The organism is Massilia sp. Masssp93, from assembly GCF_059491295.1.
Window position 1 is genome coordinate 2,375,067 of sequence record NZ_CP168502.1, and the last position, 20,676, is coordinate 2,395,742.

Genomic DNA, 20,676 nt, shown 5'->3' on the forward strand with positions numbered 1-20,676 from the left:
GCGGTTCTCTATTCGGAGGTTGTCGGGGAGGTCTGGGGCCAGGCGGCGATGCGGTAGCGGGTTTCCCACGGCGCCTCAGGGGAAATCGCAATGCCCAGCCGGTCCGCCAGCGGATGGCCGGCGGGCGCGGTCGCGACGCGGCCCAGGTCGAAGATGCTGTTCACCGGTTCGGCGCCCAGCGCCAGGTGGTTGCTCATCCAGGGAAAGTGGATGCGCCCGCCGTTGCTGACCCAGAGCAGCAGGTCGGGCAGCTGCGCCGTGTCCCACCACAGGCCGACGCAGGCGTCGTAGTCGAGGTAGTGCAGCGCGAACGGCGCGTCCGTGCCGGTGCCGCCGACCGCCCGTACCTGCAGCAGCTCCTCGGCCGGCGCGCCCAGGGGCAGGTGCGCGAGGTCGACGGGGCCGTCGATGCCGGCGAGCCGGTCGAGGGACGCCGAGCGGGTGTCGGACAGCAGCCGCGACACGGCGCCCGCCGGCTGGGCGGGATAGCTGTGGATGCCGTCGTGCGGGCCGAGCACGACCCGCACCCGCCCAGCCGCCGGCGGCAGGCGGAACGTCGGATGCAGGCCGGCGGGCACGCGGGCCGGCCGCCGTGCCCACACGCGCAGCACGACGTCGACGGCGGGCGCGTGCGGGTCGGCCGTGATCTCGCGCTCCATGTGCTCGATCGGCGAGCCGGGCGGGTAATCGATGGCGAGGTGGATGCGCTGCCCGGTCGCCGACACGCAGCGCCAGTGATGGTTGGCCGCGTAGCCGTGGTTCCAGCTGTCTTCCGGCGCGTGCGTGCGCCAGGCGGCGGGCAGGCCTTGCGGCGGCTCGGTGCAGCCGAACGGCAGGCAAGGCCACTCGCCGCGCAGGCGGCGCATGATGCCGGGCAGGCTGCTGGAGCGCGTCATCCCGGCCCACGGGGCGACGTGCATGATCTCCAGTTCGCGTTCGTCGCCGATGCGCAGGCTGAGCGGCCCGAGCATCGCCCCCAGCGACTGCACTTCCGCGCTGCCGTGGTCCCACGCGAGGCGCCAACTGCCGGTCACGCGCGCCTCCCGGTGTCAGCGCAGCGCATCGAACGCTCCAGTGCGCGCGGCGCCGACGTGGTCGGGGCGCGCGAGGTCGAAGTCGCCGGTGGCCGCGTGTTTCAGCGCGGCGGCCGCGAGCGCGAATCCGGCCACGTCCGCCGGCGCCATGCCGGACTGCAGCCCGTGCAGCACGCCGGCCGCGAACGCGTCGCCGGTGCCGATGCGGTCGACGATGCCGGACAGCCGGTAGCTGCCGCCCGTCACGGTTTTCGTGCGCGTGTGCAGGCACGCCGACAATTCGTGTTCGCCCGCGCCGTGCTGGACCCGGCAGGTCCAGGCGAGCAAGGTCAGGTTCGGGAATGCGGCGAACGCGGTGCGCGCCACTTCCGCGGCGCGCGATGGGTCGGCCAGTTCCGGACGTCCCAGCACGAGGGCGATGTCGCGCGGGCCGGCGAACAGGACGTCCGCCTGGCGCATGGCGTCGAGGAGCACCGCGATGCCGTCCTGGCCGCGTTCCGCCCACAGCGACGCCCGGTAGTCGCCGTCGAACGCGACGCGCACGCCGCGTGCGCGCGCGGCCCGCATCGCGGCCAGCACGGCGTGCGCGGGGCCGTCGCCGACGGCCGGCGAGATGCCGGACACGTGCAGCCACGCGGCGCCGTCCAGCAGCGCGGGCCAGTCGTACAGGTCGGGGTCGGCCAGCGCGTAGGCCGAGCCGGCGCGGTCGTAGATGATGTCGGCCGGACGCACGACGGCGCCCGGCTCGAGGAAATACAGGCCCATGCGGCCCGGATGCATGCGGATGCCGGACGTGTCGACGCCGTGCGCGCGCAGGCTGTCGAGGGCGGCGCGGCCGAGCCGGTTGTCCGGCAGGACGCTGACCATCGCGGCGCGGTGGCCGAGCAGCGCGAGCGCGACGGCGACGTTCGCCTCGGCGCCGCCCGTGCCGGCGTCGAGGGCCGGCGCCTGCGGCAGCATGCGGCCAGGGGGTGCGGCGAGGCGCAGCAGGATCTCGCCGAAGCAGACGATGCGGCCCGCCATGTCGGGAGCGGCGTTCATCGGGCGAGCCAGCCGCCGTCGACGGGCAGCACGACGCCGTGGACGTAGTCGCTGGCGCCGCTGGCCAGGAAGACGGCGGCGCCGGCCAGGTCCTGCGGTTGGCCCCAGCGGCCGGCGGGGATGCGGGCGAGGATCGCCGGCTCGCGCACGGGGTCGGCGCGCAGGGCCGCCGTGTTGTTGGTGTCGAAGTAGCCGGGCGCGATGGCGTTCACGTTGATGCCGTGCGCGGCCCATTCGTTGGCCAGCGCCCGCGTGAGCCCCGCCACGGCGCTTTTGCTCGCCGCGTAGGCCGGCACGCGGACGCCGCCCTGGAACGACAGCAGCGACGCGATGTTGACGATCTTGCCGCCGCCGTGGGCGGCCATGTGGCGCGCGGCCGCCTGGGACAGGAAGAACACGGATTTCAGGTTGGTGTCGATCACGGCATCCCAGTCCGCTTCCTCGACGTCGAGGCTGTCGGCGCGGCGGATGATGCCGGCATTGTTGACGACGATGTCGAGCCGGCCGTTCAGGGTGACGGCGGCGTCGACGACGTCGCGTACGGGCGCCGTCGACGCCAGGTCGGCATGGATGTCGAGGAAGCGGCGGCCGAGGGCCGTGACGCGGGCGCCCGTGTCGGTGGCGGCGCTGCGGCCGACCGCCACGATGTCGGCGCCGGCCTGTGCCAGCGCGACGGCGATGCCCTGGCCGAGGCCCGTGTTGGCGCCGGTCACGAGCGCCGTGCGGCCGGCGAGGTTGAACAGGTCGAGCATGGTTGTCCTTATTTGAGCTGGCAGATGTCCAGGACCTTCATGTCCGTGTAATCGAGGTTCTCGCCGCCCATCGCCCAGATGAAGGCGTAGTTCGCGGTGCCGGACCCCATGTGGATCGACCACGGCGGCGACACGACCGCCTGTTCGTTGGCGACGACGATGTGGCGCGCGGCGTCCGGCTCGCCCATGAAGTGGAACACGCGCTGGTCGTCCTGCAGGTCGAAGTAGAAATAGACTTCGGAGCGGCGCTCGTGCACGTGCGGCGGCATCGTGTTCCAGACGCTGCCCGTCTTGAGGATCGTGAGGCCCAGCAGCAGCTGCGCGGACTTGCAGACGCCCGGGATCACGTACTGGTAGATCGTCCGTTCGTTCGAGGTCGCGGCGCTGCCGCGCTCCAGCGGGACCGCCTGTGCGTGCGTGATCTTGGCGAGCTCGCAGCGGACGTGGGCGGGCGTCGACGCGAGATAGAAACGCGCCGGGTTCGCCGGGTCCAGCGATTCGAACACGACGTCGGCGCTGCCCATCGGGACATACAGGCCGTCGCGCGGCGCGAGTTCGAACGCCTGGCCGTCGACGGTGACGCGGCCCGTCCCGCCGGCCACGTTGATGATGCCCAGTTCGCGGCGGGCGAGGAACGGCTGGCCGGCGGCGGACGCCGGTTCGGTGTGGGCGGGCAGGGCGAGCGGACCGTGCACGGGCGCGGCGCCGCCGATGACGAAGCGCTCGTCGTGACAGTAATTCAGCGTGACGGCGTCCGGGGCGAACATCCGGTCGAGCAGATAGCGCTGGCGCAGCTGGTCGTTGCTGGCGCCCGCCATCATGTCGGGGTGGGTTGCGTAACAAGTCTTCGCGAACACTGGTGTCTCCTCGTTGTCCGTTATTGGTTGCCGGCTTGCGGTTATCGATAACAATGATATCAGGGTATTTCGAAAAGTCAAATGTCCGGCGCCTGCCTGCGGGCGCGCATGCGGGGAGGGCCGGTGCCGGAGCGCCGTCAGCGCCCGGACGCCCTTTTTGCGAAAAATGTTGTACACGTTCGTCAACTTTTGTTATCGTTAACGTGCGCTGTATCCGTGACGCCTGACGGATGCTGGCGGTGGTGTGCCGACATCGTGGGCGCCATCGTTCGCGGATGGACGGCGTCGCGGCGCCACCGGCTCGCGCCGGTGCGGCGATCTCCTTGCGGGTACGTTCCAGGCCCGCATTCGACCTGCCTCGGCGATCGGGGCAGGTTTTTTTTTACCGGGAAAGCACATTCGGCTTATCGGTTGCTTCCTCCAGTTCTGCCAGGCAGCGTCCCGGATGCTTGCGATGGCGTGGTGCCGGCCCGCATCGAGCCGTGCCCGCTGCCTGCGTGAGCTGTGTGAGAATAGGGTTTTTACGCAGGTGCGTGCAGTTTCATGGACAAGGCCAATCCAGCCGACGGCGTCATCGCATTGTTCAACGAAGGCCGCTTCGAGGAGGCGCTCGCCCGGGTCGCCGACGCGGCGCCTGACGCGGTCCCCGGCGTCGAGTTGCTGAATATCGCGGCGGCCTGCGCCTGCGCGCTGGCGCGGCCGGCCCAGGCCGAACAGTATTGGAGGCTGGCGCTGCAACGCGATCCCGCGCACGCCCCGACCTGGAACAATCTCGGCATCCTGCTGCAGCAGGGCGGCCGCGGCGCGGAGGCGGAAGCGGCATATCACGAGGCCCTCGCCTTGCAGCCGGGCTTCGCCGATGCGCACTACAATCTTGGCCTGCTGCTCCAGCAATCCGGCGCGCTCGATGCGGCCCACGCCTGCTACCAGCGCGCGCTGGCGCTCCGCCCCGGCCATGCCGACACCTACAACAATCTCGGCGCCCTGTACCGGATGCGCGAGCAATGGCCGGCGGCGCTGGCCTGTTTCCGGCAGGCGGCGGCGCTGCAGCCGGAGAATGCGCACGCCCGGAACAACCTCGGCCTGGCGCTGGCACAAGTGGGCCGGATGGATGAGGCGGAAGCGGCGCTGGGCCGGGCGCTGGCCTTGCAGCCCGGCTTTGCGGCCGCTCGCGCCAACCTCGACCTGGTGCGGCAGGCGCCCGGCCGCGGCGCGCAGGTGCGGCACCGGTCCGGCAATGCCGCCGCGGCCGATCCGGACGATGCGCTGGCCCTGCACCAGCGCGCCGACCTGCTGCAGACATCGGGGCACTGGGCGCAGGCCGAGGCGTGCTACCTCGACGCGCTCGAGCGCGCCCCGGAACGCGCCGGACTGCACAACAACCTCGCCGTCCTGCAGAGCCGGATGGGCCGGCTGGACGCCGCCGAAGCCAGCTACCGCAGGGCGCTGGCCCTGCGCCCGGACTATGCCGAGGCCCTGCATAACCTGGCCATGCTGTACATGCGGCAGCGCCGCCATGCGCTGGCGGAACGGGCGCTGCGCGACTTCCTCGCGCTGCGTCCCGACGATCCGGACGGCCTGAATTCGCTCGGCAACCTGCACCAGCAGGTGCACCGCTACGCGGACGCCGAACAATGCTATCGCCGCGCATTGGCGCGCCGCCCGTCCGACCCGAAGTCCCTGAACAACCTGGCGGTGCTGCTGCAGCACGAGGGCCGCGCCGAGGAAGCCGAAGCGGCCTACCGGGCAACGATCGACGCCGATCCCGGCTATCCCGAGGCGCGCTGGAACCTCGGCTTCATGCTGCTGGCGCGCGGCCGCCTGGCGGAAGGCTGGCCATTGATGGAGGCGCGCTACGATCCCGCCCTGGCGCATCCGATCGCCGCCAGGCCGGTTCTCGGATTTCCGCAATGGCGGGACGAAAGTCTCGCGGGCCGCAGCATCGTCGTGTGGCCGGAACAGGGATTCGGCGACCAGATCCAGTTTGTGCGCTACCTGCCGAAGTTGAAGGCGGCTGGCGCGTCCCGGGTCACCCTGGTGTGCCAGGACCCGCTCGTGCCGCTGCTGCGCGACGCCGCCGGCGCCGATGCCGTGCTGGCCCTGAGCGAGGCGGCGACGCGCCTGCCGCCGCATGACTACTGGGTCTTCATGCTGAGCCTGCCGATGCATTTCAGGACGACGCTGGCGACCATTCCGGCCGCCTTGCCCTACCTGGCACCCGATCCCGCGCGCGTCCGGCGCTGGCGCCCACGGCTCGGCGCGGACGGCGTGCGCGTCGGCCTCGTATGGCGCGGCTTCGGCGGGCACGTCAACGACGCCAACCGCTCGCTGCCCGACCTGGCTTGCCTGGCGCCGCTGTGGCGGGTGCCGGGGGTGGTTTTCGTCAGCCTGCAGCGCGGCATGGACGGGGAGGGCGCCGGCGCCGCCACGCCGGACTTGCCCTTGCTGGACCTCGGCGCCGGGATCGCCGACTTTGCCGACACCGCCGCCATCGTGTCGCTGCTCGACCTGGTCGTCTGCGTCGATACCGCCGTGGCCCACGTGGCGGGTGCGCTCGGCAAGCCGTGCTGGGTGCTGTTGCCGGCCGTGCATCCGGACTGGCGCTGGATGGAAGCGCGCGCCGATTCGCCGTGGTATCCCGGGGTCCTCAAGCTGTACCGGCAAACCGCGCCGGGCGACTGGCGCACCGTCGTCGACGCCGTCGCCGCGGACCTGGCGGCCTGGACCGCGCGTCCCTGAGGACCGTCAGCTGCCGGTCCTCCGGGGGCCGGCGCCGCGGACCCTTGTCACCTTCCGTTGTATCGGAGCAGCAGAATCGGTAAAAACGATTCAGATACAAAAAATATGTTGCCTGACAGCATGTTTCAAATGAGAATTCGCTGACCGTCTGCAATCCCCTTTCTTACCTAATTCACTGCCGCTCCTCGCCGCCGCCGCCCCCACCCGCCCGCGCATCCGCGCGCGCGAGCCGCCGCTTGCCGCATTGCGAACACATCATATGAATCATATCTACCGCCTGGTCTGGAACAAAAAACGAAACATGCTCATGGCCGTCGCCGAGTTCGCGAGCGCGCAGGGCAAGGATGCGGCAGGCGAGGCCGATGCGAACGGCCAGCCTGGCGCCGGCCGGCAAGCGGGCCCTGCCACGCCTGGCGCCCGTAGTCTGTTGGCGGCGGCGATCCTGGCAGTCTTCCCGGTGGTCTCGTTTGCGCAGATCCAGCAGCATACGATCGCCTACGGTAATGTCGAAACCTGGTCGGATACCGATGGCACGAACGCCGCTGCGGTCGGCTGGCAAGTGATCAACGACGGCGGGCTCGACATCTCCGCCACCGTGGCCGGATCGGCCGTCCAGAGCCTGGCCGGCTCCGGCAGCGTCCTGCTGGGTTCCCAGACCTTGAGCCTGCTCGCCGCGCAGGATACCTTCGGCGGCGTGCTGTCCGGATCGGGCGGCTTGCTGTTGCAGGCCGGCTTCGAGACCCTGGGCGGCACCCAGACCTACACCGGCGCGACCACCATCAATCCCGGCGGGACGCTGATGCTGGCCGGTTCGGGCAGCGTCGCGCTGTCGAGCGGGGTCGTCAACAATGGCCTTTTCGATATCTCGGCAACCGACAATGGCAGCCGGATCCAGACCCTCAATGGTTTCGGCGCCGTCATCCTCGGCGGCCAGACCCTGACCCTGACCAATGCCGGCGGCACGGTGGTCCAGAACACGGGCGGCCTGCCTGGCGTGCCGATCCTCGGATCGGGCGGCGTCGTTCTCGGTGCCCCGAACCTGGTCCTGGGCAACGCCAGCACTGACTTTTCGGGCGTGATCCTCGGCGCCGGCGGCCTGACGGTCAGCGGCGGCGTCGAGACCCTGGCCGGCATCAACGGCTACACCGGCGCCACCACGATCGGCCAGGGCGCGACCGTGGCGCTGGCCGGCCTGGGCAGCATCGCGTCGTCGAGCGGCGTGGCCGACGACGGCGTGCTCGATGTCTCCGCCAGCATCTTCGGCACGCAGATCCAGTCGCTGTCGGGCTCGGGCAGCGTGGCGCTGGGCGCGCAGACGCTGACGCTCACCAATGCCGGCGACGTGTTCGCGGGCGCGGTCAACGGTTCCGGCGGCGTGGCGGTCGCGGGCGGCGTCGAGACCCTGACCGGTACCAACACCTACAGCGGCGCGACCAGCGTCAACATGGGTGGCACGCTGGCGCTGGCCGGTTCGGGCGGCATCGCCCTGTCGAGCGGCGTGAACGACAATGGCGTCTTCGACATCGCCGCCACCGACAACGGCGCGCAAATCCAGTCGCTGTCCGGTTCGGGCACCGTGCTGCTGGGCGGGCAGACCCTGACCCTGACGAATGCCGGCGGCACGGTGATCCAGAGCCCCATTGGCCTTCCCGGCCTGCCCTTGTCCGGATCGGGCGGCGTCATCCTCGTTACTCCGCCCCTGATCCTGGGCAATGTCACCAATGGCTTTACGGGCACGATCGCCGGGTCTGGCGGCCTGGCTGTGACCGGCGGGGTGGAGACCCTGGCCGGCATCAACGGCTACACCGGCGCCACCACGATCGCCACGGGCAGCACGCTGGCGCTGACCGGCCTGGGCAGCATCGCGTCGTCGAGCAGCGTGGCCGACGACGGCGTGCTCGATGTCTCCGCCAGCATCTTCGGCACGCAGATCCAGTCGCTGTCGGGCTCGGGCAGCGTGGCGCTGGGCGCGCAGACGCTGACGCTGACCAATGCCGGCGACGTGTTCGCGGGCACGATCAACGGTTCCGGCGGCGTGGCGGTCGCGGGCGGCGTCGAGACCCTGACCGGTACCAACACCTACAGCGGTGCCACCAGCGTCAACATGGGTGGCACGCTGGCGCTGGCCGGTTCGGGCGGCATCGCCCTGTCGAGCGGCGTGGCCGACAACGGCGTCTTCGACATCTCGGCGACCGACAATGGCGCCCAGATCCGGACGCTGTCCGGCTCGGGCACCGTGCTGCTGGGCGGGCAGACCCTGACCCTGACGAATGCCGGTGGCACGGTGATCCAGAGCCCCATTGGCCTTCCCGGCCTGCCCTTGTCCGGATCGGGCGGCGTCATCCTCGTTACTCCGCCCCTGATCCTGGGCAATGTTACCAATGACTTCGCGGGCACGATCGCCGGGTCTGGCGGCCTGGCTGTGACCGGCGGGGTGGAGACCCTGGCCGGCATCAACAGCTACACCGGCGCCACCACGATCGGCCAGGGCGCGACCGTGGCGCTGGCCGGCCTGGGCAGCATCGCGTCGTCGAGCGGCGTGGCGGACAATGGCGTGCTCGATGTCTCCGCCAGCATCTTCGGCACGCAGATCCAGTCGCTGTCCGGCTCGGGCAGCGTGGCGCTGGGCGCGCAGACGCTGACGCTGACCAATGCCGGCGACGTGTTCGCGGGCGCGGTCAACGGTTCCGGCGGCGTGGCGGTCGCGGGCGGCGTCGAGACCCTGACCGGTACCAACACCTACAGCGGCGCCACCAGCGTCAACATGGGTGGCACGCTGGCGCTGGCCGGTTCGGGCAGCATCGCCCTGTCGAGCGGTGTGAACGACAACGGCGTCTTCGACATCGCCGCCACCGACAACGGCGCGCAAATCCAGACGCTGTCCGGCTCGGGCACCGTGCTGCTGGGCGGTCAGACCCTGACCCTGACGAATGCCGGCGCGACCAGCACCCAGACCGGCGGCATCCTGCTTCCCGGCTTGCCCGGCCTGCCGGTCGTGACCAGCACGGGCGCCGACTTTGCCGGCACCATCGCCGGTTCCGGCGGCCTGACCGTGGCCGGCGGCACCGAACAACTCAGCGGCGCCAACACCTACACCGGCGCGACCGTCATCAACGCGGGCGCGACCCTGGGCCTGGCCGGCTCGGGCAGCATCGCGTTGTCCAGTGGCGTGGCCGACTACGGCGTGCTCGACATCTCGGCGACCAGCAATGGCGCGCAGATCCAGTCGCTGTCCGGTTCGGGCAGCGTGGCGCTGGGCGCGCAGACCCTGGCGCTGTCGAATGCCAATGACGTGTTCGCGGGCACGATCGCCGGCGCCGGCGGCCTGGCCGTGAATGGCGGCACCGAGACCCTGGCCGGCATCAACAGCTACACCGGCGCCACGACGATCGGCCAGGGCGCGACTCTGAACCTGCTTGCCCTTGGCAATATCTCGTCGTCGAGCGGCGTCGCGGACAATGGCGTGCTGGACGTCTCCACCAGCATCTTCGGCACGCAGATCCGGTCGCTGTCCGGTTCGGGCGGCGTGGCGCTGGGCGCGCAGACGCTGACGCTGACCAACGCGGCCGACACCTTCGCGGGCAATATCGCCGGCGTGGGCGGACTGGCCGTCGCGGGCGGCGTCGAGACCCTGAGCGGCGCCAACACCTACAGCGGTGCCACCAGCGTCAACATGGGCGCCACGCTGGCCCTGGCCGGTTCGGGCAGCATCGCCTCGTCGGGCGGCGTGGCCGACGACGGCGTCTTCGATATCTCGGCGACCGACAATGGCGCCCAGATCCGGACGCTGTCCGGCTCGGGCACCGTGCAGCTGGGCGGCCAGACCCTGACCCTGACGAATGCCGGCTCGACCAGCACCCAGACCGGCGGCGGCCTGATCGGCGTGATCGTCGGCCCGGGCGGCATCCTGCTCCCCGGCTTGCCTGGCCTGCCGGTCGTGACCAGCACGGGCGCCGACTTTGCCGGCACCATCGCCGGTTCCGGCGGCCTGACCGTGGCCGGCGGCACCGAACAACTCAGCGGCACCAACATCTACACCGGCGCGACCAGCATCAACGCGGGCGCGACCCTGGGCCTGGCCGGCTCGGGCAGCATCGCGTTGTCCAGCAGCGTGGCCGATTACGGCGTGCTCGACATCTCGGCGGCCAGCAATGGCGCGCAGATCCAGTCGCTGTCCGGTTCGGGCAGCGTGGCGCTGGGCGCGCAGACGCTGACGCTGACCAATGCCGGCGACGTGTTCGCGGGCGCGGTCAACGGTTCCGGCGGCGTGGCGGTCGCGGGCGGCGTCGAGACCCTGACCGGTACCAACACCTACAGCGGCGCCACCAGCGTCAACGTGGGCGCTACGCTGGCGCTGGCCGGTTCGGGCAGCATCGCCCTGTCGAGCGGCGTGAACGACAACGGCGTCTTCGACATCGCCGCCACCAACAACGGCGCGCAAATCCAGTCGCTGTCCGGCTCGGGCGCCGTGCTGCTTGGCGGCCAGACCCTGACCCTGACGAATGCCGGCGCGACCAGCACCCAGACCGGCGGCATCCCGCTCCCCGGCTTGCCCGGCCTGCCGGTCGTGACCAGCACGGGCGCCGACTTTGCCGGCACCATCGCCGGTTCCGGCGGCCTGACGGTGGCCGGCGGCACCGAACGACTCAGCGGCACCAACACCTACAGCGGCGCGACCGGCATCAACGCGGGCGCGACCCTGGGCCTGGCCGGCTCGGGCAGCATCGCGCTGTCGAGCAGCGTGGCCGACTACGGCGTGCTCGACATCTCGGCGGCCAGCAACGGCACGCAGATCCAGTCGCTGTCCGGTTCGGGCAGCGTGGCGCTCGGCGCGCAGACCTTGACGCTGTCGAATGCGAACGACGCGTTTGCGGGCACGATCGCCGGCGCCGGCGGCCTGGCCGTGAATGGCGGCACCGAGACCCTGGCCGGCTACAACGGCTACACCGGCGCCAGCACCATCGGTGCGGGCGGCACCCTGGCGCTCGCCGGCGCCGCCAACATCGCCTCGTCGGGTGGCGTGACCGACAACGGCGTCTTCGACATCGCCGCCACCGACAACGGCGCGCAAATTCAGTCGCTGTCCGGCTCGGGCACCGTGCTGCTGGGCGGGCAGACCCTGACCCTGACGAATGCCGGCGCGACCAGCACCCAGACCGGCGGCGGCCTGGTCGGCGTGATCGTCGGCCCGGGCGGCATCCTGCTTCCCGGCCTGCCTGGCCTGCCGGTCGTGACCAGCACGGGCGCCGACTTTGCCGGCACCATCGCCGGTTCCGGCGGCCTGACCGTGGCCGGCGGCACCGAACAACTCAGCGGCACCAACACCTACACCGGCGCGACCGGCATCAACGCGGGCGCGACCCTGGGCCTGGCCGGCTCGGGCAGCATCGCGTTGTCCAGCAGCGTGGCCGACTACGGCGTGCTCGACGTCTCGGCGGCCAGCAATGGCGCGCAGATCCAGTCGCTGTCCGGTTCGGGCAGCGTGGCGCTGGGCGCGCAGACCTTGACGCTGTCGAATGCGAACGACGTGTTCGCGGGCACGATCGCCGGCGCCGGCGGCCTGGCCGTGAATGGCGGCACCGAGACCCTGGCCGGCATCAACAGCTACACCGGCGCCACCACGATCGGCCAGGGCGCGACGCTGAACCTGCTTGCCCTGGGCAATATCTCGTCGTCGAGCGGCGTCGCGGACAATGGCGTGCTGGACGTCTCCACCAGCATCTTCGGCACGCAGATCCGGTCGCTGTCCGGCTCGGGCAGCGTGGCGCTGGGCGCGCAGACGCTGACGCTGACGAACGCGGCCGACACCTTCGCGGGCAATATCGCCGGCGTGGGCGGACTGGCCGTCGCGGGCGGCGTCGAGACCCTGAGCGGCGCCAACACCTACGGCGGTGCCACCAGCGTCAACATGGGCGCCACGCTGGCGCTGTCCGGTTCGGGCAGCATCGCCTCGTCGGGCGGCGTGGCCGACGACGGCGTGCTCGACATCGCCGCCACCAACAACGGTGCGCAAATCCAGTCGCTGTCCGGCTCGGGCACCGTGCTGCTGGGCGGCCAGACCCTGACCCTGACGAATGCCGGCGCGACCGGCACCGGCGCCGAATTCGCCGGCACCATCGCCGGTTCCGGCGGCCTGGCGGTGGCAGGCGGCACCGAGCAGCTCAGCGGCGTCAACACCTACACCGGCGCGACCGGCATCAACGCAGGCGCAACCCTGGGCGTGGCCGGCCTGGGCAGCATCGCGTCGTCGAGCGGCGTGGCCGACAATGGCGTGCTCGATATCTCGGCGGCCAGCAATGGCGCGCACATCCAGTCGCTGTCCGGCTCGGGCAGCGTGCTGCTCGGCGCGCAGACCCTGACGCTCACGAATGCGGCCGGGGCCTTCGCGGGTACGGTCTCCGGCAGCGGCGCCGTGACCGTCAGCGGCGGTGCGCAGCAGTTCGGCGGGGCCAATACCTACGCCGGCGCGACCACCATCGGCACAGGCGGCACGCTGGCGCTGGCTGGCACCGGCAGCATCGCAACGTCGAGCGGCGTGGCCGACGACGGCGTGTTCAACATCGCCGCCACCGACAACGGCGCCGCGATCCGCACGCTGTCCGGCTCGGGCAGCGTGGTCCTGGGCTGCAAGGATCTGACACTGACCCATGCGAGCGGCAGCTTCGCCGGCACGATCGACGGCGGCTGCGGCGGCGTGAACGTCGCCGGCGGCACCGAGGTGCTGTCCGGCGCCAACAGCTACACCGGCGCCACCACGATTGGCGCGAACGCGGCCCTGGCGCTGTCCGGCTCGGGCAGTATCGCGCTGTCCAGCGGCGTCGCCGACAATGGCAGCCTCAGCATCGCGGGCACCGGTAACGGCGTGCAGATCAAGTCGCTGTCCGGTTCGGGCAGCGTGATCCTGGGCGGCCAGACCCTGACGCTCACCAATGCGAACGGCGTGTTCGCCGGCAGCATCAACGGTTCCGGCGGCCTGGCGCTGACCGGCGGCGTGGAAACCCTGACCGGCAACACCAGCCACACCGGCGCCACCACCATTGGCCACGACGGTACGCTGGCGCTGGCCGGCACGGCATCGATCGCATCGTCGAGCGGCGTCGTGGCCGACGGCACGCTGGATATCGCGGGCATGTCCGGCCAGGCTGCGGTGAAGACCCTGTCCGGTTCCGGCAGCGTCATCCTCGGCGGCCAGAGCCTGACCCTGACCGCTGCATCCGGCAACTTCCGCGGCGCGATCTCCGGTGCGGGCGGGCTGGCGATCGCGTCCGGCACCGAGACGCTGAGCGGCACCAACACCTACAGCGGCGACACCGGCATCGGCCAGGGCGCCACCCTGGCGCTTGCGGGCGCGGGCAGCATCGCCTCCAGCCGGGTCGTGGATAACGGCACGCTGGACATCTCTGCCGCGCGTGGCGGCGCGGCGATCAAGAGCCTGGCCGGCGGCGGCGACGTGCTGCTCGGCGCTAATACGCTGACCCTCAGCGCGGCCGACGACAGCTTCGGCGGCCGGATCTCCGGCGCCGGCGGCTTGAGCGTGACCGGCGGCACCGAGACCCTGACGGCGGCCCAGGACTACACCGGCGCGACCGATGTCGCCCATGGCGCCACCCTGCTGCTGGCCGGCAGCGGCGCGATCGCCGCGTCCGGCGCGGTGACGGTGGACGGCAATCTCGGCATCGGCGCCACCACCGACGGTGCGTCGATCAAGAGCCTGTCCGGCAGCGGCCAGGTCGATCTGGGCGCCCGGACCCTGGCGCTGACCCAGGCCAACGGCAGCTTCGCCGGTACGATCAGCGGTTCGGGGGGACTGAACGTCGACGGCGGTACGGAAACGCTGAGCGGCGTGAACGCCTACACCGGCGGCACCGCGATCGCCAGCGGCGCCACGCTGGCCCTGGCCGGCCAGGGCAGCATTGCGGCCTCGTCCGAGGTCGACAATGCGGGCACCTTCGACATCGCCGCGACCAGCGACGGCGCCACGCTGCACAAGCTGACCGGCGCGGGCGACGTCAACCTGGGCGGCAAGACGCTGACCCTGAGCGACGCGTCCGGCGTCCTGGCGGGCAGCATCCATGGCGCCGGCGGCGGCTTGACGGTCAGCGGCGGCAACGTCACCCTGACCGGCAACGACGACTACAGCGGTGCCACCACGATCGCCAGCGGCGCGACCGTCGCGCTGGCCGGCAGCGGCAGCATCGCCGCCAGCACGGTGGCCGACGCGGGCACGCTCGACCTCACGGGCGCCAGCGGCAACGTCGGCATCCGCAGCCTGTCCGGCGCGGGCCTGGTCAAGCTGGGGGCCAACTCGCTGACCCTGAGCAAGGCCGAGGGCCAGTTCGGCGGCGTCATCAGTGGCAGCGGCGGCCTGAACGTCAACGGCGGCAGCTTCACGCTGGCGGGCAACAACAGCTACACCGGCAAGACCAGCGTCGACAATGCGATGCTGACGATCTCGTCGATGCTCAACCTGGGCACCGGACAGAGTGCGCTGGCGCTGAACGACGCCACCCTGCACACCACCGCCAGCATGGACGCCGACCGCGCGATCACGCTCACCAACCAGGGCACGCTCGACGTCGACGCCGGCACCACACTGGCGCAGACCGGCACGGTGTCCGGTAGCGGCACGCTGGTCAAGCAGGGCAGCGGCGTGCTGACCATGAACGGCACGCTGGCCAACAACGGCGGCCTGAAGGTTGCCCAGGGCACGGTCGCGTTGTCCGGTGTGAACAGCTATACCGGCGACACCACCGTCAGCAGCGGCGCCCACCTGCTCATCGACGGCGACGCCAGCCTGGGCGCGGCGAGCGGCAAGCTGAACTTCGACGGCGGCACCGTGCAGACCAGCGCGTCGCTCGACTCCGCGCGCGCCGTCACGGTGAGCGCGCAGGACGGCCATCTCGATACGGCGGGCGCGGACAGCGTGGTGACCCTGAACGGCAACGTCAGCGGCGCCGGCCGGCTGTACAAGGACGGCGCCGGCACCCTGGTGCTGGCGGGCGACAACGCCGGCGGCAACGGTGCACTGAACCAGCCGGGCGACGGCTGGACCGGCGGCCTGACCGTCAACGACGGCGTCGTCAAGGTGACCAATTCGTACGGCCTCGGCTGGGGTAGCGTCATGACCTTCAATGCCGGCACGATCTACGCGACCGTCGACATCCTGACCGGCCAGGCCATCCACATGGGTCACGACATCAGCATCAACACCGACTCCGGCACCACGACCACGCTGTCGGGCGTGCTGACCTCGAGCGATGTGGGTAACGGCTGCTTCACCAAGACCGGCACCGGCACGCTGAACGTCACCGGCACGGCCACCATCGACGCCACCTGCGTGGCGCAGGGCAAGCTGCTGGCCAACGGCAGCTACACCAGCAATGTCACGGTGGCGCCGGGCGCAACCCTGGGTGGCAGCGGTCACATCCAGGGCGACGTGATGGTGCGCGGTATCCTGTCGCCGGGCAATTCGCCGGGCATGCTGACCGCCGACGCGACCATCACGATGGCGACCGGCAGCAGCTTCAAGGAAGACATCGGCGGCGACAAGCAGGCCTCGGCCAGTTCGCCGATCGGCGCCACCGGCTACTACTCCTATTTGCACGTGACCGGCACCAGGCAGTTCGTGATCCAGCCGGGATCGACGCTGGCGCCGGCCCTGAAGGACCTGTATTCGGTCAACGAGTCCGGCTACGGCTCGGCGCCGGTGACGCCGGCGATGGGCCAGACCTACCGCATCATCACGGCGGATGGCGGCATCGTCGGCCGCTTCGATGCCGTGACCCAGCCGGATGGCCTGGACGGCCTGCGCATGGCGGCCTTCTACGATTACGGCGGCAACAACAGCATCGAGCTGAAGGTGCTGCCGGCCTCGTACAAGACCTGGTTCAAGGATGGCAACGGTAACGGCCGTTCGGTGGCCGCGGCGCTCGACCGCATCGTCGACCTGGACCAGTCCGGCCACGCCAGCACATTGCAGGACCAGCTGCTGTACCGCACGGCGTCCTACGATGCGGACAAGCTCGGCGTCCTGGTCAAGGACCTGTCGGGCGAGGTGCACGGCGCGCTGGCGGCCGCGGCGCCGCAGGCCGGCTGGAACCTGCAGCGCAGCGTGCTCAAGCGCGACGCCAAGGATGACGGCCGCGCCCTGTGGATCGACATCGGCGCCAACCACGGCGACTGGCGGGGCGACCGGACGGCGTCAGGCTTCGATACCGACACCGTCCAGATCACGGTCGGCGGTGACCTGCTGCACACGCGCGGCGCGCGCCTGGGCGTGGGCGCGAGCCGGGCGAACACCAACCTGAGCGCGGGCGCCGCCTCCGGCACCCTGCATCAGAACAAGGTCTTCGTGTACGGCGAAGCCGCCACCGCGGGCCTGGTGTTCGACGGCATCGGCAGCGTCGGCCGCGACAAGGTCGACAGCAACCGTTCCGATCCGTTCGAGCAGGCATTCCTGCTGCGCGGCCACGCCGGCGGCAACAGCGCCATGCTGGGCGCCGGCGTGCGCGCGCCGCTCGAGGTGAACGGCACCAGGGTCGAGCCGTTCGCGCGGGTGACCGTGCAGAAGGCCGAGCGCGACGCCTACGCCGAAAGCCCGGATGGGCTGGGCGCCCTGGCGCTGGACCGCTACGCGGCCACCGGGACGCGCATCGTCGCCGGCCTGTCGGCCGACTCGCGCAATACCGACCCGCTGCAGGCCTCGACCTGGCGCTTCAACCTGGGCGCGGGCGTCGACGCCGGTGCGCTGGCCCGTCCGACCCTGGCGGCGTCGCTGGCCCAGACCGGCACCGTGATCGCAGGGCCGGAAAGCGGACGCGTCTTCGTGCAGGGCGGCGTCAGCGGGTCGCTGCAGATGAAGAAGGGCGCCTACCTGTACTACGGTCTGACCGGCGAAGCGCGCAGCGGCTACACCCAGCTGGGCGGCAACGGCGGCGTGCGCGTCGTGTTCTGAGCCCTGGGGCTCCACACCACAGGCCGGCTTTTTGCCGGCCTGTGTTTTTTTCGCTAGACTGCAGCCATGCTCGAAGGATTACCGCATTACTGGATCAACCGCCAGGCCGACGTCGAACGGCGCCGCCTGGCCGAAGCGGCGTTCGCGCGCGCGGGCGTCGCGCATGCGCGCGTGGAGGCGGCCACGCCCGACAACCTGCCGCAGGTGAATCTGCGCAAGCCCCTGGCCAACTCGCTGCCCGAACTGGCGATCGTCGTCTCGCACCTGCGCGCCATCGGCGCCGCGCACGCCGGCGGCGGCGCGGCGGTGGTCGTGATGGAAGACGACGTGCGCTCGCATCATGTGTACGATGCCCGGGCCCTGATGGCGTCCGCGCCGCCCGACTGGGAAATCCTGCAGCTGCACGTGAGCCATGCGCCGGTGGTGCTGGCGCTGGGCGAGCTCTACCTTGCGCACGGCATCCTGTGGCATGAATGGGAGCCGAGCTTCTATTCGGCCGGCGCCTACCTGATCCGGCGCGCGGCGATGGAGCGGCTGCTGGCGCGCTACTGTCCGGACGGCGAGCACCTGGAGCTGGGCGGGGTGCACGCGCACGGCAAGCTGGTCGCCGACCACCTGCTGTACCGGCGCAGCATTTGCTATACCGCGACCGTGCCGCTGTTCTTCAACGATGTCGCGCTGCATTCGACCCACGCACCGCAGCGCGACGCCACCCACCATCGTCCCGGCGCGGCCGGCGTCGAAGCGGTGCGCCGGCGCATCGCCGATGCCATCGCGGCCGGCCGCGGATGGCCCGGCGTCCCGGCCCGGGCCGGCTATCCGTTCGCGCTGCGGCCGTCATGAACGATACCCGCCACGCGCTCGCGGTCGTGCTGCTGACCACCTGCCGGCTGTCGCTGGCGCGCGCGCTGCGCTCGGTGTTCCGCCAGCGCGTGGCCGCCGGCGTCCGCATCCAGGTCCTGCTCGGCGTCGACGGCGATCCGCACGGCCGCCTGCAGGCCCTGCTGGCGGCGCTGCTGCCCGAATGCCCGGCGCACGTCACGCTCACCCTGATCAATCCCGGCTATTCGACCTCGCGTCGCCACGGCGGACCGCATGCCTCGTTCTACGGCGGCGCGCTGCGTTCGGCCCTGACCCTGCTGGCCGACAGCCGCGTGGTGGTCTACCTCGACGATGACGACTGGCTGAAGGAAGACCACTGCGCGGCCATCCTGCACGCCATCGAAGGGAAGGCGTGGGCGTTCTCGTACTCGATCTACGCCGACGGCAACACCGGCCAGGAACTGTGCGTGGACGGGCTCGAGAGCGTCGGCGTCGGCCGGGGCATCTATGCCGAGCGCTTCGGCGGCTTCGTGCGGCCGAGCGGCCTGGCGATCGACAAGCTGCGACTGCTGCACCTGGTCCACCTGTGGTCGTGCGCCGCCTTTCCCACCGGCGACGGCGAGGACCGCCTGGTGTTCGAGCAGCTGCGCCACGAGCCGCACGGCTGCACCGGCGTCGCCACCGTCTGCTGCGCGCTCGACCCCAACGACGCGCTGCATGCGCGCCGCGTCGAGTTCATGCGCAGCCAGGGCGTCGACTACGCCGGCGCGGCCAAGATCGAATCGAGCCGCTAGGCGGCCGCCTGGGCCAGCGCGGCGCGCGCATAATCCGCATGCGGCCCGCTGGCGCCCAGGGCGGCCAGCGCCTGGTCGTAGCGCCCGGGTGTCTCGACCAGGCTGGCGGCCTGCCAGATCGCCTCGAAATGTTGCGAGGTCCAGGTGTTGGCGCCGGTCTGCACATACGTGTAGAGCCAGGGCGCATCGAGCAGCACGACCCGGCCGCGCGCCACCATCGCATGCATCACGGCGGTGTCCTCGCCGCGCGCCAGCGCCGGATAGGCCGGCACCCCGGCGGCCCGGGCCAGCATCGATCCTTCCCATTCGCGTGCGCCCGACACGCCGATGCGGCGCGCGGCCGGCGCCCACAGCATCCAGCGGCTCAGGAACAGGGTGTCGGCCTGCATCGACTGCAGGAGCAGCATGCCGACCTCGATGCGCTGCGGATGGTAGAGGTCGTCGTCGTCCCACTGGCAGATCCAGTCGCCGCGCGCCGCCCGCAGCGACAGGTTGCGCAGCGCGCCGAGGCTGGCCGCGTCCGCGGCCGTTTCCGGGTACACGATGCGGATGCGGGTGTCGCCCAGCGCCTGGCAATATGCCTCGACCTCGGTGGCGGGCGCGTCGCACACCAGCACCAGCTCGCGCTCGGCCCAGCTCTGGCGCAGGAAGCAGTCGACCGCGAAGCGCGCCGGGAACAGGCGGCCGCGCGTGACCATCAGGCAGGACACCAGCGGCCGGCGCCCCGGCCAGGCCAGCAGGTCCAGCGTGCCTTGCTGGACCAGGGCGCCGTCCTGGCCGAGCTTGAAACCGAGGCCGCGGCCGGGCCGCGGCAGGAAGTCGGCCAGCGTCGCCGCCGCGGTGGACGTGCTCATGGCAGGTAGGGCCGCGCCAGCGCGGCATAGGTGCTGGCGCCGGCGCGCACGTAGTCTTCGGTCAGCAGGCCGGCGTGGAAGGTCGTGAAGTCGGTGCGCCCGGCATCCCACCACAGGTGACTCCACAGGTGCAGGCTGAAGACGTCGCGCAGGTCCGGGTCGTGCCGCTCGAACAGCGACTGGATCCCGGCCACGGTCCACGGGTGGCGGTAGAAGTAGTGGCGCGGCGCCACGTGCACCAGTTCGGGGTGCCGTTCCCACAAGCGCGTGGCCAGTTCGCAGGAATGGCTGGTCCACTTGCCGTCGAAGGCGGCGTAGGATTGCTCGAGCCAGCGCGTGACGAACAGCGCGCCGGGCGCGGCGGCGATCAGGGCATTGCACAGCGACGGGCGCAGCACGCCGCGCGCGTCCGCCAGCGCGCCTTCGTCGCCCAGCACGCAGCCGTAGTCGTACAGGTGGTCCGGCAGCGGCGCCACGAACAGCGTGTCGATGTCGGCATACACGCCGCCGTGCTCGAGCAGCACCTTGAGCCGGATGAAGTCGGCCTCGTGCGCGTAGCTCCAGCCGGCGGCGGCGATCAGTCGGCCCTCTCCGGAGCCCTGGTAGGCCGCCTGGGGCAGGGGCTCGCGCGCCACCTCGCGCAGCGTCAGGTGCGGCTTGATGCGCTCCCACAGCGGGCCGTGGGGCTCGTTCGCGTAGTGGAAGAAAATCGCGTCGGGGCGGTTGACCTGGCGGCACGATTCCAGGCACAGGTAGTGCGCCAGGTGGAAGGGCTCGGTCTGTTCCTTGAGGCCGAACACGAAGTGGAAGATGCGGGGAACCATGCTGC

The 20,676-nt window shown here is 71.2% G+C and carries 10 protein-coding genes; 4 read left to right on the top strand and 6 right to left on the bottom strand.

The genetic code is table 11. From position 1 onward, the window contains the following. Nucleotides 1-8 precede the first annotated feature (8 nt). The 4 genes from ACEN9Q_RS09910 to kduI are packed head-to-tail and all read right to left on the bottom strand — an operon-like array spanning nt 9 to nt 3,684. A complete protein-coding gene (locus tag ACEN9Q_RS09910) occupies nt 9-1,034 on the bottom strand; it encodes an aldose epimerase family protein (protein ID WP_056449256.1) in 1,026 nt (341 codons plus the stop codon). A gap of 15 nt (nt 1,035-1,049) precedes the next feature. Then, nucleotides 1,050-2,075: a sugar kinase gene (locus ACEN9Q_RS09915; RefSeq protein ID WP_495628259.1), complete on the bottom strand. Its 1,026-nt coding sequence runs from the start codon at nt 2,073-2,075 to the stop codon at nt 1,050-1,052. Further along, on the bottom strand, nt 2,072-2,827 hold the full coding sequence (kduD, locus tag ACEN9Q_RS09920) for a 2-dehydro-3-deoxy-D-gluconate 5-dehydrogenase KduD (RefSeq protein WP_495628260.1): 756 nt from the start codon (nt 2,825-2,827) through the stop codon (nt 2,072-2,074). Before kduD ends, ACEN9Q_RS09915 begins: the two co-directional genes overlap by 4 nt. A gap of 8 nt (nt 2,828-2,835) precedes the next feature. Then, on the bottom strand, nt 2,836-3,684 hold the full coding sequence (gene kduI, locus ACEN9Q_RS09925; RefSeq protein ID WP_495628261.1) for a 5-dehydro-4-deoxy-D-glucuronate isomerase: 849 nt from the start codon (nt 3,682-3,684) through the stop codon (nt 2,836-2,838). A gap of 543 nt (nt 3,685-4,227) precedes the next feature. Between kduI and ACEN9Q_RS09930 the strand changes: the two genes are divergently transcribed. The 4 genes from ACEN9Q_RS09930 to ACEN9Q_RS09945 all read left to right on the top strand — a co-directional run bounded on the left by ACEN9Q_RS09930 (nt 4,228) and on the right by ACEN9Q_RS09945 (nt 18,993). After that, complete coding sequence (locus ACEN9Q_RS09930) at nt 4,228-6,423, top strand: tetratricopeptide repeat protein (RefSeq protein WP_495628262.1); 2,196 nt, start codon at nt 4,228-4,230, stop codon at nt 6,421-6,423. A gap of 259 nt (nt 6,424-6,682) precedes the next feature. Next, a complete protein-coding gene (locus tag ACEN9Q_RS09935) occupies nt 6,683-17,377 on the top strand; it encodes an ESPR-type extended signal peptide-containing protein (RefSeq protein ID WP_495628263.1) in 10,695 nt (3,564 codons plus the stop codon). 66 nt (nt 17,378-17,443) lie between these two features. Next, on the top strand, nt 17,444-18,220 hold the full coding sequence (locus ACEN9Q_RS09940) for a hypothetical protein (protein ID WP_495628264.1): 777 nt from the start codon (nt 17,444-17,446) through the stop codon (nt 18,218-18,220). Further along, nucleotides 18,217-18,993: a hypothetical protein gene (locus ACEN9Q_RS09945; protein WP_495628265.1), complete on the top strand. Its 777-nt coding sequence runs from the start codon at nt 18,217-18,219 to the stop codon at nt 18,991-18,993. Before ACEN9Q_RS09940 ends, ACEN9Q_RS09945 begins: the two co-directional genes overlap by 4 nt. Here ACEN9Q_RS09945 and ACEN9Q_RS09950 read toward each other — a convergent pair. After that, nucleotides 18,990-19,847 carry a glycosyltransferase family 2 protein gene (locus tag ACEN9Q_RS09950; RefSeq protein WP_495628266.1) on the bottom strand — a complete coding sequence of 286 codons (858 nt, stop codon included), beginning with the start codon at nt 19,845-19,847 and terminating at the stop codon, nt 18,990-18,992. The two genes, ACEN9Q_RS09945 and ACEN9Q_RS09950, sit on opposite strands and share 4 nt — an antisense overlap. Next, nucleotides 19,844-20,671: a glycosyltransferase gene (locus ACEN9Q_RS09955; protein WP_495628267.1), complete on the bottom strand. Its 828-nt coding sequence runs from the start codon at nt 20,669-20,671 to the stop codon at nt 19,844-19,846. Before ACEN9Q_RS09955 ends, ACEN9Q_RS09950 begins: the two co-directional genes overlap by 4 nt. Nucleotides 20,672-20,676 lie beyond the last annotated feature (5 nt).

Coding starts and splice junctions, on each gene's coding strand:
- ACEN9Q_RS09950 (WP_495628266.1), bottom strand. CDS start 19,847: ATGAGCACGTCCACCGCGGCGGCGACGCTGGCCGACTTCCTGCCGCGG.
- ACEN9Q_RS09945 (WP_495628265.1), top strand. CDS start 18,217: ATGAACGATACCCGCCACGCGCTCGCGGTCGTGCTGCTGACCACCTGC.
- ACEN9Q_RS09915 (WP_495628259.1), bottom strand. CDS start 2,075: ATGAACGCCGCTCCCGACATGGCGGGCCGCATCGTCTGCTTCGGCGAG.
- ACEN9Q_RS09955 (WP_495628267.1), bottom strand. CDS start 20,671: ATGGTTCCCCGCATCTTCCACTTCGTGTTCGGCCTCAAGGAACAGACC.
- ACEN9Q_RS09930 (WP_495628262.1), top strand. CDS start 4,228: ATGGACAAGGCCAATCCAGCCGACGGCGTCATCGCATTGTTCAACGAA.
- ACEN9Q_RS09935 (WP_495628263.1), top strand. CDS start 6,683: ATGAATCATATCTACCGCCTGGTCTGGAACAAAAAACGAAACATGCTC.
- ACEN9Q_RS09940 (WP_495628264.1), top strand. CDS start 17,444: ATGCTCGAAGGATTACCGCATTACTGGATCAACCGCCAGGCCGACGTC.
- kduD (WP_495628260.1), bottom strand. CDS start 2,827: ATGCTCGACCTGTTCAACCTCGCCGGCCGCACGGCGCTCGTGACCGGC.